At 66.0% G+C, this 14,866-nt stretch carries 17 protein-coding genes; 11 read left to right on the forward strand and 6 right to left on the reverse strand.

Features of this window, described 5'->3' with window-relative positions; all coding sequences use genetic code 11:
- Positions 1 to 901: 901 nt before the first annotated feature.
- The 3 genes from OG326_RS37230 to OG326_RS37240 all read left to right on the forward strand — a co-directional run bounded on the left by OG326_RS37230 (position 902) and on the right by OG326_RS37240 (position 3,332).
- Positions 902 to 2,125, forward strand: a complete 1,224-nt coding sequence (locus OG326_RS37230) for an Rv3212 family protein (RefSeq protein WP_327141801.1) — start codon at positions 902 to 904, stop codon at positions 2,123 to 2,125.
- Positions 2,126 to 2,241: 116 nt separating this feature from the next.
- Positions 2,242 to 2,850, forward strand: coding sequence for an acid phosphatase (locus OG326_RS37235; protein ID WP_327141802.1), 609 nt, complete (start codon positions 2,242 to 2,244; stop codon positions 2,848 to 2,850).
- Positions 2,847 to 3,332, forward strand: coding sequence for a GNAT family N-acetyltransferase (locus OG326_RS37240; protein ID WP_327141803.1), 486 nt, complete (start codon positions 2,847 to 2,849; stop codon positions 3,330 to 3,332). The genes OG326_RS37235 and OG326_RS37240 overlap by 4 nt, the downstream gene beginning before the upstream one ends.
- An 88-nt stretch (positions 3,333 to 3,420) precedes the next feature.
- Here the strand turns inward: OG326_RS37240 and OG326_RS37245 are convergent, their stop codons facing one another.
- Entirely contained in the window at positions 3,421 to 3,858 is a 438-nt protein-coding gene (locus tag OG326_RS37245) for a hypothetical protein (RefSeq protein WP_327141804.1), read from the reverse strand.
- A gap of 140 nt (positions 3,859 to 3,998) precedes the next feature.
- Between OG326_RS37245 and OG326_RS37250 the strand changes: the two genes are divergently transcribed.
- Together OG326_RS37250 and OG326_RS37255 are read left to right on the forward strand one after the other, a co-directional pair.
- Positions 3,999 to 4,937 (forward strand): diacylglycerol/lipid kinase family protein, encoded by a 939-nt coding sequence (locus OG326_RS37250; RefSeq protein WP_327141805.1) that lies wholly within the window; start codon positions 3,999 to 4,001, stop codon positions 4,935 to 4,937.
- A gap of 259 nt (positions 4,938 to 5,196) precedes the next feature.
- The gene (locus OG326_RS37255; RefSeq protein ID WP_067659745.1) at positions 5,197 to 5,451 is read left to right on the forward strand and encodes a WhiB family transcriptional regulator; all 255 of its coding nucleotides are present in this window, start codon (positions 5,197 to 5,199) and stop codon (positions 5,449 to 5,451) included.
- A gap of 208 nt (positions 5,452 to 5,659) precedes the next feature.
- Here OG326_RS37255 and OG326_RS37260 read toward each other — a convergent pair whose 3' ends face one another.
- A complete protein-coding gene (locus OG326_RS37260; RefSeq protein WP_327141806.1) occupies positions 5,660 to 7,174 on the reverse strand; it encodes a sensor histidine kinase in 1,515 nt (504 codons plus the stop codon).
- Between the two features lie 125 nt (positions 7,175 to 7,299).
- A complete protein-coding gene (locus OG326_RS37265) occupies positions 7,300 to 7,515 on the reverse strand; it encodes a biotin/lipoyl-binding carrier protein (RefSeq protein ID WP_327141807.1) in 216 nt (71 codons plus the stop codon).
- An 88-nt stretch (positions 7,516 to 7,603) separates the two neighbouring features.
- On the opposite strand from OG326_RS37265, the gene OG326_RS43115 reads away from it, so the two are divergent.
- Positions 7,604 to 7,678, forward strand: coding sequence for a 50S ribosomal protein bL37 (locus tag OG326_RS43115; protein WP_371865352.1), 75 nt, complete (start codon positions 7,604 to 7,606; stop codon positions 7,676 to 7,678).
- 80 nt (positions 7,679 to 7,758) lie between these two features.
- Here the strand turns inward: OG326_RS43115 and rsrA are convergent, their stop codons facing one another.
- A complete protein-coding gene (rsrA, locus tag OG326_RS37270) occupies positions 7,759 to 8,022 on the reverse strand; it encodes a mycothiol system anti-sigma-R factor (RefSeq protein ID WP_327146697.1) in 264 nt (87 codons plus the stop codon).
- 8 nt (positions 8,023 to 8,030) lie between these two features.
- Complete coding sequence (locus tag OG326_RS37275; RefSeq protein WP_297612929.1) at positions 8,031 to 8,723, reverse strand: sigma-70 family RNA polymerase sigma factor; 693 nt, start codon at positions 8,721 to 8,723, stop codon at positions 8,031 to 8,033.
- A 287-nt stretch (positions 8,724 to 9,010) separates the two neighbouring features.
- Here OG326_RS37275 and ybaK point away from each other — a divergent pair, with 287 nt between their 5' ends.
- From ybaK to OG326_RS37295, 4 genes are all read left to right on the forward strand, one after another.
- On the forward strand, positions 9,011 to 9,502 hold the full coding sequence (ybaK, locus tag OG326_RS37280) for a Cys-tRNA(Pro) deacylase (protein WP_327141809.1): 492 nt from the start codon (positions 9,011 to 9,013) through the stop codon (positions 9,500 to 9,502).
- Between the two features lie 126 nt (positions 9,503 to 9,628).
- Positions 9,629 to 10,180: a MarR family winged helix-turn-helix transcriptional regulator gene (locus tag OG326_RS37285; RefSeq protein ID WP_327141810.1), complete on the forward strand. Its 552-nt coding sequence runs from the start codon at positions 9,629 to 9,631 to the stop codon at positions 10,178 to 10,180.
- 56 nt (positions 10,181 to 10,236) lie between these two features.
- Positions 10,237 to 11,865: an MDR family MFS transporter gene (locus OG326_RS37290; RefSeq protein WP_327146698.1), complete on the forward strand. Its 1,629-nt coding sequence runs from the start codon at positions 10,237 to 10,239 to the stop codon at positions 11,863 to 11,865.
- A gap of 160 nt (positions 11,866 to 12,025) precedes the next feature.
- Positions 12,026 to 12,346: a hypothetical protein gene (locus OG326_RS37295; protein ID WP_327141811.1), complete on the forward strand. Its 321-nt coding sequence runs from the start codon at positions 12,026 to 12,028 to the stop codon at positions 12,344 to 12,346.
- A 22-nt stretch (positions 12,347 to 12,368) separates the two neighbouring features.
- Here OG326_RS37295 and OG326_RS37300 read toward each other — a convergent pair whose 3' ends face one another.
- On the reverse strand, positions 12,369 to 13,145 hold the full coding sequence (locus OG326_RS37300; RefSeq protein WP_327146699.1) for an SOS response-associated peptidase: 777 nt from the start codon (positions 13,143 to 13,145) through the stop codon (positions 12,369 to 12,371).
- A gap of 147 nt (positions 13,146 to 13,292) precedes the next feature.
- On the opposite strand from OG326_RS37300, the gene OG326_RS37305 reads away from it, so the two are divergent.
- Entirely contained in the window at positions 13,293 to 14,801 is a 1,509-nt protein-coding gene (locus OG326_RS37305) for an aldehyde dehydrogenase family protein (RefSeq protein ID WP_327141812.1), read from the forward strand.
- Positions 14,802 to 14,866 lie beyond the last annotated feature (65 nt).

Consider the following 14,866-nt stretch of genomic DNA (forward strand, 5'->3'; position numbering starts at 1 on the left):
TAAGAAGGCCGGAAAGGCCGCCGCCGAGGTTGTTGCGGCGGAGCCGGTGAAGGCCGCCGGAGGCAAGAAGGCAGGCAAGGCTGCGGCAGAGGTCGTGAGCGAAGCCGTGGCCGCCGAGCCGGTGAAGGCTGCCGGGCGCAAGCGGGCCACCAAGGCGGATGCTGTCGCTCAGGCGGATACCGTCGGCGAAGCTGCTGTCGCGCCTGCCAAGGCCGCCGGAGGCAAGAAGGCCGGGAAGGCTGCGGGGAATGCCGTGGCCGTGGCCGAGGCCGTTGCCGCCGAGCCGACGAAGGCTGCCGGGCGTAAGAAGGCCGCGAAGACTGCCGCGGCGGATGCGGGCACTCAGGTGGCTGCCGCCGCCGAAGCCGTTGTGGCCGAGCCGAAGGCGACCGCTCGGAAGCGTGCGGGCAAGGCTGCCACCGCCGAGGTCACGGCCGAGCCTGCCGCCGCGCCCGCCAAGGCGGCCGCAGGCAAGAAGGCCGGGAAGCCCGCGGTCGAGACCGCGGCCGTGACGGCGGAGCCGGTGAAGGCGAGCGCTCGCAAGAAGACCGGCAAGGCGGCGGCTGCGGTCGCCGACGCGGCGGTCGAGGCCGAACCGGTCAAGGTGAGCGCACGCAAGAAGGCCGGTAAGGCCGCTGCGGCCGACGTTGCCGCCGAGGCGGAGGCCGTCAAGGCTCCGGCGCGGAAGCGGGCGGCTCGCAAGGTCGCCACGGCGGATGTCGAGGCGGTGCATGCGGTGGCCGATTCGAGTGCTGCCGGCAACGGTTCGGGCGACGGTGAGACCGCTGCCAAGCGGCCGCGGCGGCGCAAGGCCGAGGTGAACGGCGAATCCTCCGGGGCCGCAACCGACACCGCTGTCGCCGCCTCGGCGTAGCGGCACGAATCGGCTAGTCTCGCTGTCGTGCTCGCACCAGAGCGGCGAACGCGCGCCGATATTCTGACCGCTGTCGCGATCGTCGCCCTGGTGGCGATCGCGACAGCGGTGGTCGGCTGGCGCAGCGATGTGCGCCACACCACATCGGTGACCACGAGCCAGACCCGCTCCGCACCACCCACTCCCGAGCAGCTCCCCAAGGGCGTGCGCGAACTGTGGCATGCACCGGATGCGGCGACCGCCCGCGCGATCGCCGTGGGCGGGGTCGCGGTCACCGCCGACGGCGGTGATGTGATCGGCCGCGATCCGCAGACCGGGCAGCAGGTGTGGAAGTACCACCGCGATATGCCGCTGTGCGCCATGGAATCCCAGTTCGGCACGGTCATCGCCACCTATCGGGACGACCGCGGCTGCAGCCAGACCACCATGCTCAATGCGGAGACCGGCGCACGGCTGGCCGCGCGGTCCAGCTATATGGACGAGGCGATCAAGCTGTCCGTGGACGGCACCTACGCCCTGGCGCAGGGCAGCGACCGGCTCGAGATGTGGCGTTCGGATCTGGTGCGCACGCTCGAATACGGCAAGGTCGACGCCCCGGTCAATCCGCGCACGCAACCGCGCACCGGCTGCGCCCTGCTCTCGGCGTCCTCGGCGCCGAGCCGCCTCGCGGTGCTGGAGCGCTGCCCGGGCGACGGTGCGGACCGGCTCACCATTCTCAATCCGGCGCCCAAGGACTCGACCACCCCCGAGGAATACGGCACACACGTGCTGACCGAGCCCGGCGGCGCGGTCGACGGTGCGCGCGTACTCGCGGTGTCCGACAGCCGAATCGCTGTCTACCTTCCCGGAACCGGCACCACCGCACCGCAATTGGCGATCTACGATGTATCGGGTAATTCCATTGCCACGCACCAGCTTTCCGCGCCGCTGTCGGACAAGGCTTCGGTCAGCCACCTGAGTTCCGCGTTCTTCATCTATACCGGCGAGAATCTGATCGCCCTGAATGCCACCACATTCGATCCGCTGTGGGGTGTGCAGCACGTACTCGGCACTCCCACACTGCTTTCCGGCCAGCTCCTGGTTCCGATTCCGGACGGCCTGGCCGCACTCGATCCCACCACCGGTGCGCAGACGAACCGGATCTCGGTGCAGCGCAGCGATTATCACAATGAACCCATTTCGCTGGCCGCCGTCGGCCCGACCATTCTCGAACAGCGCGGTACCGAGCTCTACGCGCTCGGCGTCGGATAGCCGCCCGCCACCACCGCCCGGCGCCGACTGCGCCGCGATCCTTTCTGTGCGCCGGTGCCGGAGTCTTTCCGTGCGCCGGTGCCGGAGTCGCGAGGATTGTCAGGCATGATCGAGTCGTGTCAGCACACGATTTTCGGCTCATATTGCTACGACATGGCGAAACGGAGTGGTCGGCGTCGCGCCAGCACACGGGGCGCACCGATATTCCGCTGACGCCCGCCGGGGAGGAACAGGCCCTCGCTGCCGGGAAATTGCTGGCCGGTCTGGACCTGCACGATCCACTGGTATTCAGCAGCCCGCGCCAACGTGCCACCCGCACCGCCGAATTGGCGGGTTTGACCGGGGTGCACATCGACAATGATCTGGCCGAGTGGGACTACGGCGAATACGAGGGCCTGACCACGCTGGAGATCCAGAAAATGGCGCCCGGCTGGACCATCTGGACCGGCGTCACCCCCGAGGGCGAGGACGCCGGACAGGTGCGCACGCGCGCGGATCGGGTCCTGGCCTCGGTGCTGCCGGAACTCGCGAATCGCGATGTGGTGCTGGTCGGGCACGGGCATTTCTCCCGCGTGCTGATCGCCCGCTGGGCGGAATTCGATGTGATCGAGGGCCGCAGGTTCTTCCTCTCGACCGCCGCGATCACCGTGCTCGGCTACGACTACGACGCGCGAACTGTGCTCGCGCACAACCTGACCGCACAGGTGGAAGGACCCCAGCGATGATCCGCCGCGCCACCCCTGCCGATATCCCCGCGCTGGTGGAGCTCGTCTACGACCTCGCCGACTACGAGAAGCTGCGCGAGGAGTGCACCCTCACCCCCGAGCAGCTCGAGACCGCCCTGTTCGGCCCGAACCCGGCCGTCTTCGCGCACGTCGCCGAGGGCCCGGGCGAGATGGGCGTGGCCGGCTGCGCCATCTGGTTCCTGAACTACAGCACCTGGACCGGCGTGCACGGCATCTACCTGGAGGATCTGTTCGTCAAGCCGGAGACGCGCGGGCTCGGACTCGGCCGCGATCTGCTCGCGGCGCTGGCGCGCGAGGCCGTCGAGCAGGGCTACAGCCGGGTCGACTGGTCGGTGCTGGACTGGAATACGCCGTCCATCGACTTCTACAGGGCCCTGGGCGCGGTCGCCCAGGACGAGTGGACCGGGTTCCGCCTGGCGGGCAGCGCACTGAGCCGCCTGGCCGCACACGCCGACGACTGACCCGATCCGGAACTCGGCCAGGCTCGAGCGTCCGCAAGCCGCTACGGAGCGTTCAGCACGCTTTACGCACCGTTCCCGGACGCTCGACCTACTCGGGGGGAAGGTCGTATCCGGCGGCCATCCACCGATTGGACGCGGGCGCGAACAGCAGCACCAGCCCGGCAATGGCGACCGCGGCGAACGGGACCGCGAGATCGAAGCGATCCGAGGTGACCATGAACCAGGAGACGCCGAGCAGCAGCAGCTGCGTGATCACCGCGATGGCCCGGCCCCAGCGACGACCGCGCCACAGCCCAAGACCCGCCGCCAGCACCGCGCCGCCGACGATCACCGCGTACCCCGCGGTGAGATAGCTGTTCTTGGCATTGTGCGCCGACCCGGTCACCCCCATGACGGCGAAGACGATCCCCGAGATCACAGCCGCCGCGCCCTGCACGGCCACCAGCACACCCGCCGCTCGGACCGTTGTCGGCGCCACCTCGGTTGTCGGCGCCACGTTCTGCTCGCCGGAGTTCTGCTCAGCCACGCGCCCAGCCTACGACGGCCTGTCGTTCTGCAGACCATCTGCACTCCCCCACGATTCGACAAGTCGCACTTCAAGTTCGCGGCCCGGCTCGGTGCAGGGCCGCGAACCCGCCGGAGCGAAGCGGAGGCAAGATAGACACCGTGCGAACGCTGCTGATCGTGAATCCGAATGCCACCTCGACCACTCCGGCGACTCGCGATTTGCTCGCTCACGCACTGGAAAGCCGCACGCAGCTGACTGTTGTGCACACCGAACGGCGGGGGCACGCCGCCGAGCTCGCGAGCTGGGCCGCGGACAATCGCATGGACCTGATCGTGGTGCACGGCGGCGACGGCACGGTGAACGAGACCATCAACGGCTTCCTGCCGCTGCCCGATGCGCCGCAGCGTGAATGGCTGCCGCGACTGGGCATCATTCCGGGTGGTTCGGCGAATGTGTTCGCGCGCTCGCTGGGCATCGAACAGGATCCGGTGACCGCCACCAATCAGCTCATCGATCTGCTGGCGGCAGAGACGGATCGGCGCATCGGGCTCGGCCTGGCCGACGACCGCTGGTTCACCTTCAGCGCCGGCGTGGGCCTGGACGCCGATGTGTGCGAGGCCATCGATGCCAAGCGCGCCAACGGGAAAGCCGCGACGCCCGCACGTTATCTGCGCACCACAGTCAGACAGTTCTTCAAGGCCGCGCGCAGTCTTCCCCAGGTGCGCTTGGAGATTCCGGGTCACGAACCGGTCACGGACGTGCACTACGCATTCGTGACCAACACCAGCCCGTGGACGTATCTGGACAACACGCCGGTCAGGACCAACCCGGCGACTACCTTCGAATCCGGTCTCGGGGTGTTTGCCATGCGCACCATGGGGATCGTGCCCACCCTGCTGATTGCCCGCCAGTTGCTGGCAACCGATGGAAACCCCAAGGGACACAAATTGTTTCGGGAAGACGACGTGCCCGCGGTACGTGTCGTGGCCACCGAACCCCTCGGGCTGCAAATCGATGGCGACTTCATTGGTCGGCGCAACATGGTGAATTTCACAGCCGCAACGGATATCCTCGATGTGGTCGCGCCGAAGCCCTAGACGGCTCGACACACCTGAGAAACCTTGCGGTTGCGCTGCGAAAACCCGCACGACCGAGTACAAATGGTTCGGCAGGCCCGCCTTGCAGGGGCCTTACAGCGTGAGCTTCCCCACGGTGCACTAGGTATCTATTGACATCTACGGTGTTCGTGAAAGCATTCACAAGCAACCGTGCGGAAACATTCGAGACGCACAAGTGAACGGACCACAAACCCGAGGGGCAGAGCCATGCGGCACGCCCTAGCAAAGGAGCAGAGGAATGGACTGGCGCCACAATGCCATCTGTCGCGACGAGGACCCTGAGCTGTTTTTCCCGGTGGGTAACAGTGGTCCTGCGCTCGCGCAGATTGCTGATGCCAAGCTGGTCTGCGCTCGCTGCCCCGTCACCGCCGATTGCCTGTCCTGGGCCCTGAAGTCCGGACAGGACGCTGGCGTGTGGGGTGGGATGAGCGAAGACGAACGTCGTGCACTGAAGCGTCGCAACGCTCGAACGCGTACCCGCACCGTCGTCTAATCAGCTAGACGACTGGCGCTACGGCCGATCAGCCTTACGGCCATAGCGCAATTCAGCCCTGCACCGCATGGTGCCGGGCTTCTGTGTGTATAAACCGACTCTGTGTTCGCTATTACAATTCCCACTCAACGAGATTCGCTATACCAGGAATGGCGTGAGGGCCCCACCGAAATGGCGAGACCCTCACAGTAATGGCAGGTCGCTGTATTCAGCGGGCCGAACGCCGGCCCAGGGGGACGCGCAGGACCGCGTCGGTGCCGATGTCCGCGCCGGGGTGCAGGCCGATCGAACCGCCGAGTTCGGCGGTGACCAAGGTGCGGACAATTTGCAGGCCCAGGCGGTCCGAGGCTTCCAGGCTGAAACCGTCGGGCAGGCCGCGGCCGTCATCGCTGATGATCACGTCCAGCCAGCGCGCGGAGCGCTCGGAACGGATGGTGACAGTACCGTTCTCGCCCGCGTCGAACGCATGCTCGATGGCGTTCTGCACCAATTCGGTGAGCACCATGACCAGGGGGGTTGCACGTTCGGCGGAGAAGACCCCCAGCGAGCCGGCGCGCCGGACCTTGATGCGCGCGGTGTGCACGGTGGCCACATCGGCCATTATCGGCAGCAGGCGGTCGACCACCTCGTCGAGATCGACCTCCTCGTCGACCGACATGGACAGCATTTCGTGAACCGACGCAATGGAAGTCACGCGGCGGACCGATTCGGTGAGCGCCAGTCTGGCCTCCTCGTTCTCGGTGCGGCGGGCCTGCAACCGCAGCAGCGCGGCGACCGTCTGCAGGTTGTTCTTCACCCGGTGGTGGATCTCACGGATGGTCGCGTCCTTGGACAGCAGTGCGCGGTCGCGGCGCTTCACCTCGGTGACATCGCGGACCAGCACCGCCGCCCCGCCGAGGTTGCCGTTCGGGCGCAGTACCAGGGTGCGCAGCAGGACGGTCGCCCCGCGCGCCTCGACTTCCATTCGGCGCCCGGCCTTTCCGGCCAGGGCGGCCTGGATATCGCCGACCACCTCCTGCGCGTCGAACGGATCGGTGATCAGCGATCGGGTGGTGAGCGCCAGATCCTGACCGACCAGATCGTTCTGTAAACCCATGCGGTGATAGGCCGAGAGCGCGTTCGGGCTGGCGTAGACCACGATGCCGTCGGTGTCCAGACGGATGAAACCGTCACCGGCCCTTGGGCTGGAGTGCGAACCGGTGCGATCCTCCAGCGTCGGCCAGGTGCCGTCATTGACCATCTGGCACAGGTCGTCGGAGGCCGCCATGTACGCGATCTCCAAGCTGGAGCGCATCTTTCGGCGCTGCACATCGGTATCGCGACCGAGAATGGCGATCACATCGTCGCCGACCCGCACCGGAATCGCCTCGCGAATCGCGTGCACCGGCTGCGGGTGATAGACGCCGGAGACCTCCGAATCGGTGTCCACCCGCACGATGTCATTCGAGACCAGGGCCTCGAAGATCTGCGGGTGCATCTCCTTGGTCGCCAGCGAACCGACCAGGTCCTCCGGGTGCACGGTGGGGGCGGTGGTGGGGCGGGCCTGTGCGACGCACACCACTTCGGCGCCGTCGGCTATCGGGCCGGTCCCCACCCAGAGCAGCAAATCCGCGAAGGACAGGTCGGCAAGCAATTGCCAATCCCCCACCACGCGTTGAAGATGATCGACGGCGGCACCCGGTAGGTCGGTGTGCTCAGCCAGTAGATCGCTCAGTGTCGACATTCAGCCACGCTCCTCTGATCCCAACTCGGGAGTATGTTCCCACGCCGAGGTAAGGATTCGTGCCGCGCGGTGAACCGCGGGAGGAGGAGTCGGCGCTGCCGACGCGAATCAGCCGATGCTGCCGGTCAGCTGATGACGGCGATCAGGTCGTCCTTCTGGATGACATCGCCGGGCTTGACGTTGATGGAGGCGACGGTGCCCTCGGCCTCGGCCAAGACCGGGATCTCCATCTTCATCGACTCGAGGATCACCAGGGTGTCACCCTCCTTCACCTGATCGCCCACATTCGCGACGATCTGGTAGACGGTGGACACCATCTCCGCGAGCACTTCCTCGGCCATGAGGCTCCTTGTTTCCGTTGACCCGTATCCGATGAAGGTACAGACAACCACACATGAAAGAATGCCATGAACAGAAGGGAGACTACCCATGGGTAAGCGTGGCCGTAAGAAGCGCAGCCGGAAGAAGAACGCAGCCAACCACGGCAAGCGTCCGAACGCCTGAGCTGAAGAACCTAGCTCCAAAAGCACTGAGCGGCATCACTTCTGAAGAAGTGTGCCGCTCATGCTTTTTCCGGGGAGCTGTTACTTGGGCTCGATCCGGGTTTCCACCTGAGTGAAGGTTGTCCGGATTTCCATGGTCAGCCGGGCGCGCAGGGAGTCGGGGGCGCGCTCGCCGCCGCATTTGCGGTTGAGCAGGGATTTCAGCTTCTCTTCGAGACCGTAGGCCTCGATACAGGGCGAGCAGCGGTTGATGTGCTCTTGCAGACGGGCCTTGATGGTCTCGTCGCATTCGTTGTCCAGGAGCAGCCACACGTCGGCGAGCACCGCCGTGCAGTCCATGTCCATCTCGTCGCTCACTGGGTGACCTCCTGACGCGTATCGCTGCCCCGGTTGAATCCGCGTTCCCGGGCCACGTCGGCGAGCAGGCCTTTGAGCTGCTTACGGCCGCGGTGCAGACGGGACATGACGGTTCCGATGGGGGTTCCCATGATCTCGGCGATTTCCTTGTAGGGGAAGCCCTCTACGTCGGCGTAATACACCGCCATCCGGAATTCCTCCGGTAGCTCCTGTAGCGCCCGCTTGATGTCGTCGTCGGGCAGAGCCTCGAGCGCCTCCATCTCGGCCGAGCGCAGACCCTGCGAGGTGTGCTCGGCGGTGGCGGCCAGCTGCCAGTCGCTGATCTCGTCGGTCGGATACTGCGCGGGCTGGCGCTGCTTCTTCCGATACGAGTTGATGTAGGTATTGGTGAGGATGCGGTACAGCCAGGCCCGCAGATTGGTGCCCTCGCGGAAGGACCGGAAGCCCTGGTACGCCTTGGCGAAGGTCTCCTGGACCAGATCCTCGGCATCGGCCGGGTTGCGGGTCATGCGCAGTGCCGCGCCGTAGAGCTGATCGAGCAGCGGCAGTGCGTCGCGCTCGAATCGGCGCGTCAATTCCTGGGGGGTCTCCGTGCTGCGCGCACGTTCCGTGCCGTCGTCGGTGCCGTTGTCGCCGGCCTGGATGGTCTCGGCAGTATCCGAGTCGTCATCGGGCAGGCGAACGACCATGTCGTCGTCGCTCGTCACGTTGTTCCCTTCGATCGCCGTAGCAGTTGAATCTACCGCGAGCGGGGTGAGCGCCGGGAAACCGGCAGGGTGCAGCGTCAAGCGCACCGGTCGTTCCTCGACCAGAACGGTCACCGACTCCTCCTTCGTGATGGGATACAACGCGCAACCGCAGGCTGTTCGGCTTTCGCGTAACGCGTATGGCGTGCAACAGGGCGAGTGGTCGTCGTGTTCCCAGCGGGGGTGAAAACCGGTGTCTCGACGGGTGTGGCGCTGTTTAGGGTGGGCGCATGGCAGCTTCGACCCCGGCGATCAAGGCACTCGTGCAGGCGAAAGTGGAGCACCTGGTGCACGCCTACCCGCACGATCCGCGCAGTGACTCCTACGGGGCGGAGGCCGTCGAGGCGCTCGCGGCGGAGCTCGGGGTGAGCGCGGAACAGATTTTCAAGACGCTGGTGATCGAGCTCGGTTCGGGCGGGCTCGCGGTGGCGGTGCTGCCGGTTCCGGCCAAGCTGTCGCTCAAGGCGGCGGCCGCGGCGCTGGGTGCGGGCAAGGCCGTGATGGCCGACAGGGCGAAGGCGGAACGCACGACCGGCTATGTGCTGGGCGGGATTTCACCGCTCGGGCAGAAGAAGCGGCTGCCGACCGTGATCGACGAATCCGCCCTCGGGTTCGATCGGATCCTGTGCAGCGCCGGGAAGCGCGGGCTGGAGATCGAGCTCGCTCCGGCCGAGTTGGTGCGGCTGACCAGCGCCGTCACTGCCGCGGTCGCAGTGAGCTGAGACACCCCGTCGAAAAATAACTTGCCAAGGAACAACTATCTCCACATACTTGCTGAGTACAACTAGTTGATTGCTACAAGCAGTTGATAGGCACAAGCAGTTGTTTGATGCAAGGAGGTGGACCCCGTGACCGATGACCAGGCGCAACCCAGTTGCCCCGTCACCGACGACGTGGCCGACACCGTCGCCACCCAGATCATTCGTTTGAACAGATTGCGGGACCGCGCCAATGCGCAGATCGCCGCCGCCACCAACGGCGAGGTCGAACCCGCCGCGTTCGCCATCCTCTTCAAGCTGATCCACAACGGGCCGATGCGTTCCGGAGCCCTCGCCGAGGCGCTCTACTCGGATGCCTCGACGATCAGCCGGCAGGCCGCGAACCTGGTGAAACGCGGTTATATCGAGCGCCGCGCCGATCCCGCCGACGGCCGGGTCAGCGTACTGGCCGTGACCGCCGAGGGGCGCGAGGTGGCCGCCGAGATCCGTTTACGGCGCAACGAGACACTGCGCGACATCATGGCCGACTGGACCCCCGGCGAGCAGGAATCGTTCGTCACCCTGCTGAGCAGGTTCGTCGACGGCTACGAGCACGCCCGCAGTCTCAAGATGGCTGCCCTGTACCCCAAGGGCACATCCAAAATTCTTCCGAAAATCGAGTCCCCAGAGAGTAATTCGTGACCACTACAGCAGAAGTGGAACCGCAGTCCACCGCCGGTTTCACCCACAAACAAATCATGGTCGTGCTCAGCGGCCTGCTGCTCGGCATGCTGCTCGGCGCGCTCGACCAGACCATCGTGTCGACGTCGATCCGCACCATTGCCGATGACCTGCAGGGCTATTCGATGCAGGCGTGGGTCACCACGGCGTATCTGATCACCGCGACCCTCTCCACTCCCCTGTACGGCAAGCTCTCGGATATGTACGGCCGCAAGCCGTTCTATCTGGCGGCCATCTCGATCTTCGTGGCCGGTTCGCTGCTGTGCGCCTTCGCCTCGTCCATGTACGAGCTGGCGGCCTTCCGGGCCTTCCAGGGTCTGGGCGCGGGCGGTCTGATGTCGCTGGCGCTGACCATCCTCGGCGATATGGTCGGGCCGCGGGAGCGGGCGCGCTACCAGGGGTACTTCCTGGCCGTGTTCGGTACCTCCAGCGTGGCCGGGCCGGTGCTGGGCGGCATCATCTCCGGTCAGAACGAGATCCTGGGGATCACCGGCTGGCGCTGGGTGTTCCTGGTGAACGTGCCGCTGGGCATCATCGCGCTGGCCGTCGTGTCCCGCGTACTGAAGCTGCCGAAGGTGCAGCGCTCCAAGGCGACCGTCGACTGGTTCGGCGTGCTCACCATGGCCATCGGACTGGTGCCACTGCTGGTGGTCGCCGAACAGGGCCGCATCTGGGGCTGGAGCAGCACGAACTCCATCATCTGCTACGTGATCGGCGCACTGGGCCTGATCGGATTCATCGCGGTGCAGGCCAAACTCGGTGATGCCGCACTGATTCCGCTGCGCATGTTCAAGAACTCGACCTTCGCACTCGGCGTGGCCATCTCGATCGTGGTGGGCTCGGCCATGTTCGGCGGTATGACCATGCTGCCGCAGTACCTGCAGGTGGTGCGCGGTTCCAGTCCGACGCTGGCCGGTATGCAGATGCTGCCGCTGGTGGTCGGCATGATGGCGGCCTCGATCTTCGCCGGTCAGACCATCTCTCGCACCGGGCGGTACAAGATCTTCCCGCCGCTGGGCGCGGGTCTGCTGGTGCTGGGTCTGTTCATGCTGCACTTCATCGGCGCGGACACCCCGCTGTACGTGGCCATGCTGTTCATGCTGATCGTCGGCCTCGGCCTGGGCAATCTGATGCAGCCGCTGACGCTGGCGATTCAGAACGCACTGCCGCCGCAGGATATGGGCGTGTCCACCGCGGCCGCGACCTTCTTCCGGCAGATCGGCGGCACGCTGGGTGTCGCGGTGTTCCTGTCGATCATGTTCTCGCAGATCGGGCCGAACATCAGCACCGAATTGCAGTCCGCCGCAACCACATCGTCGTATCAGCAGGCGATCGCGGAGGGCATGCAGAGCAGCAATCCGGCCGATCAGGCGCTGGCCAACGGTCTGGCGCACCACGACTCGGCCGCGGCGGCGAAGGTGCTCGACGACAGCTCGATCATCCAGAAGGTGAACCCGACGCTGGCGCATCCGCTCAAGGTCGGCTTCGCCAATGCCATGGACACCGTGTTCCTGGTGGCGGCCGCGGTCGCGCTCATCGCACTGATCCTGGTGATGTTCTGGAAGGAAGTGCCGCTGCGCACCTCCGGCGGTATCCAGGCCCGGCAGGAGAAGATCGAAGAGGCTGCGGCAGCAGCGATCGGCTAGCAATATGGGCACCTGACCAGTGCTCTTGACACGCACAGGGTGGGCCGCGATCCCCGGATCGCGGCCCATTCTGTGCGTTACTTGTCTCAGTAGGTTTTGTCTTGTTTGTACGTTTCCCCCTCTCGCCAGGTTCGCCCGACCCGAGGATGTGATGCGTTTTATGTCTCCCCATCAGCGAATTCGAACCAGCGTCGTAGCCGTTTCCGGCGTACTGCTCGTAGCGCTGGCGTCCGGCCCGCTGACCGCGGCCACCGCGACGGCCGCCCCCATCGTCGTCGCGCCCCAGAATCCGAACTACCCGCTCGGGCCGGACCCGGCGGCGCCCGGGGCGCCCGGAGCGCAGGCGCCGCAGAAGGACGAGAAGCCCGAGAAGGCCGGCAAACTCGGCGGCACCATGACGACGAAGATCATCGATCTGGCCACCGGCGCATTCAAGTGCGGGCTGAATATCGCCCTGCCGTCGGTGAAATGCGATCTCTGACAGATTGATTCACGCAGGCCGGTCAGATCAGGCTGATCTGACCGGCTTGTTCGTCCACCCTGTCCAGCAGTTCCGGGCCGTTGTTGCGGACGCTGTTGACCAGCAGGGGCACCGGGCGGATCAGGATGTCCGAGACATCCTCGGGGCGCGGGGTTTCCAGCAGTTCTTCGGGGGCCGGGTGGTCCGGGTCGAGCCAGGCGTCCCAGTGCGCGCGGGGCATGGGCAGTGGCATGCGGTCGTGCACCTTCGTCAGATCACCGACCGCATCGGTGGTCAGGATGGTGCAGGACAGCAGCGGTTTCGCCTCGTCGCCCAGACTGCGGTCGCGCCAGACCGACCAGAGGCCGGCCATGTACAGGCGCTCACCGTCGGCCCTGGACATGAAGAACGGCTGTTTGACGGCCTTGCCGGATCCGCCCGGTTCTGTCACCCACTCGTACCAGCCGTCCATCGGTACCAGGCAGCGGCGCTTCTTCACCGCATCGCGGAAGGACGCGGTGGTGGCGGCCTTGTCGGCGCGGGCATTGAACAGCGGTTTGCCCTTGGCCGGGATGCCGGGTTCGGCGGCCTTGCTCCAGGGCGGGATCAGACCCCAGCGCATGGCCCGGATACGCAGGGTCGCCGGGTCCTGCGGGTGGTCGCGGTCGTGCCGCTCCACCACCGTGAGCACCTGATTCGTGGGCGCCACGTTGTAGTTGGGGTCGAAGCCCTTGCCGGTGTCGGCACCCGTCTCGTCGAGAGCGTCGAGTTCGACGGCCAGCGTGGCGGGATTCGTCGTTGTCGCGTACCTACCGCACATGTGGACCATGCTGCCACCGGACACCGACGGATTCGAGTCTTCCCACACCTTTGAAACAGTCGCGAGTAAAGTGAGGGCAATTGACTTCACTTGGAACGTATGAGACGTTCGTCGCATCACACTCTCGTAAAGGGATCGCTGCCAATCATGTCTGTTACCGACACCGCCCCGATCGATCAGGACGCCGTGCTGACCTCCGTCAACCCCGCCACCGGCGAGGTCCTCGCCACTTACAAGATCGATGACGAGGCCGCGGTGCACGCCGCCGTCGCCAAGGCCCGCACCGCCGCCGCCACCTGGGGTGCGCTGAGCTACGCCGAGCGCAAGCGGCATCTGCTGCGCTGGAACAGCAGGCTGGTCGCCACCTCCGACGAACTCTGCGCGCTCATCCACGCCGAGAACGGCAAACCGCTCGACGACGCCTACCTCGAGCTGATGCTGGTGCTCGAGCACATCAAGTGGGCGGCCTCCAATGCGGAGAAGGTACTCAAGCCCAAGAAGGTCTCCCCGGGCGCGCTCATGTCGAACTTCTCCGCGCATGTGGAGCAGCGCCCGCTCGGCGTGGTCGGCATCATCGGGCCGTGGAACTACCCGATCTACACCCCCAACGGTTCCATCGCCTACGCGCTGGCCGCCGGCAATACGGTCGTGTTCAAGCCGAGCGAATTCTCCACGGGCATCGGCAATTTCGTCGCCGCCGCCTTCGCCGAGGCGAATCCGGACCTGCCGGACGGGGTTTTCACCGCCATCAACGGCTTCGGCGCCACCGGCGCCGCGCTGGTGCGCGCGGGCGTGAACAAGCTGGCCTTCACCGGGTCCACCGCGACCGGTAAGAAGATCATGGCCTCTGCGGCCGATTCGCTCACCCCGGTACTGCTGGAGTGCGGCGGCAAGGATGCGGTGATCGTGGCCGCCGATGCCGATATCAAGGCCGCGGCCGACGCGGTCGCATGGGGCGCCACCTCCAATTCCGGGCAGACCTGCGCCGGCGTGGAGCGGGTGTACGTCGACAAGTCGATCGCCGAACCGTTCATCGCCGAGGTCAAGCGCATCCTGACCGATATCAAGCCGGGCTCGGACGACAAGGCCTCCTACGGGCCGATGACCATGCCCAGCCAGATCGATATCGTGCGGCGGCATATCGACGACGCGCTGAAGAACGGCGGCAAGGCCGTGCTCGGCGGGCCCGAATCCATCAAGGGTCCGTTCATCGAGCCGGTCATCCTGGTCGACACCGACGAATCCTCGGATGCGGTGTGCGAGGAGACCTTCGGGCCGACCGTCACCATTCGCACCGTCAACGGCATCGACGAAGCGGTGGAGCTGACCAATAGGAGCAAGTACGGGCTGGGGTCGGCGGTGTACTCGGCCAAGCACGGGCTGGAGATCGCGCGCCGCCTGAATGTCGGCTGCACATCGGTGAATTCGGTGCTCAGCTACGCCGCCATCTCCGGACTGCCGTTCGGCGGCGTCGGCGATTCCGGTATCGGGCGCATCCACGGCGCGCCGGGGCTGCTGGAATTCTCGCGGCCGCATTCGATCGCGGTGCAGCGCTTCACGATTCCGGGTATGGCATTGCTGTCGTACTCGCGGACTGACAGCACCATGAAGCTGCTGCGCAAGATCGTGCCGTTCCTGCACGGGCGTAATAAGTAGAGAGTTCCCCACTCCGGGGGGTGAAAGGTGTTTCAGGGGCTCTGCCCCTGAAACCTTGAATCGCA

This window comes from Nocardia sp. NBC_01327 (genome assembly GCF_035958815.1).
In the GTDB taxonomy this organism is placed as follows: Bacteria; Actinomycetota; Actinomycetes; order Mycobacteriales; family Mycobacteriaceae; genus Nocardia.

What these genes read in the sequence shown, in the direction of transcription:
- OG326_RS37240 (WP_327141803.1), top strand. Translation starts at nt 2,847, where the DNA reads ATGATCCGCCGCGCCACCCCTGCCGATATCCCCGCGCTGGTGGAGCTC.
- OG326_RS37255 (WP_067659745.1), top strand. Translation starts at nt 5,197, where the DNA reads ATGGACTGGCGCCACAATGCCATCTGTCGCGACGAGGACCCTGAGCTG.
- OG326_RS37260 (WP_327141806.1), bottom strand. Translation starts at nt 7,174, where the DNA reads ATGTCGACACTGAGCGATCTACTGGCTGAGCACACCGACCTACCGGGT.
- OG326_RS37265 (WP_327141807.1), bottom strand. Translation starts at nt 7,515, where the DNA reads ATGGCCGAGGAAGTGCTCGCGGAGATGGTGTCCACCGTCTACCAGATC.
- rsrA (WP_327146697.1), bottom strand. Translation starts at nt 8,022, where the DNA reads ATGGACATGGACTGCACGGCGGTGCTCGCCGACGTGTGGCTGCTCCTG.
- OG326_RS37275 (WP_297612929.1), bottom strand. Translation starts at nt 8,723, where the DNA reads ATGGTCGTTCGCCTGCCCGATGACGACTCGGATACTGCCGAGACCATC.
- ybaK (WP_327141809.1), top strand. Translation starts at nt 9,011, where the DNA reads ATGGCAGCTTCGACCCCGGCGATCAAGGCACTCGTGCAGGCGAAAGTG.
- OG326_RS37290 (WP_327146698.1), top strand. Translation starts at nt 10,237, where the DNA reads ATGGTCGTGCTCAGCGGCCTGCTGCTCGGCATGCTGCTCGGCGCGCTC.
- OG326_RS37295 (WP_327141811.1), top strand. Translation starts at nt 12,026, where the DNA reads ATGTCTCCCCATCAGCGAATTCGAACCAGCGTCGTAGCCGTTTCCGGC.
- OG326_RS37300 (WP_327146699.1), bottom strand. Translation starts at nt 13,145, where the DNA reads ATGTGCGGTAGGTACGCGACAACGACGAATCCCGCCACGCTGGCCGTC.
- OG326_RS37305 (WP_327141812.1), top strand. Translation starts at nt 13,293, where the DNA reads ATGTCTGTTACCGACACCGCCCCGATCGATCAGGACGCCGTGCTGACC.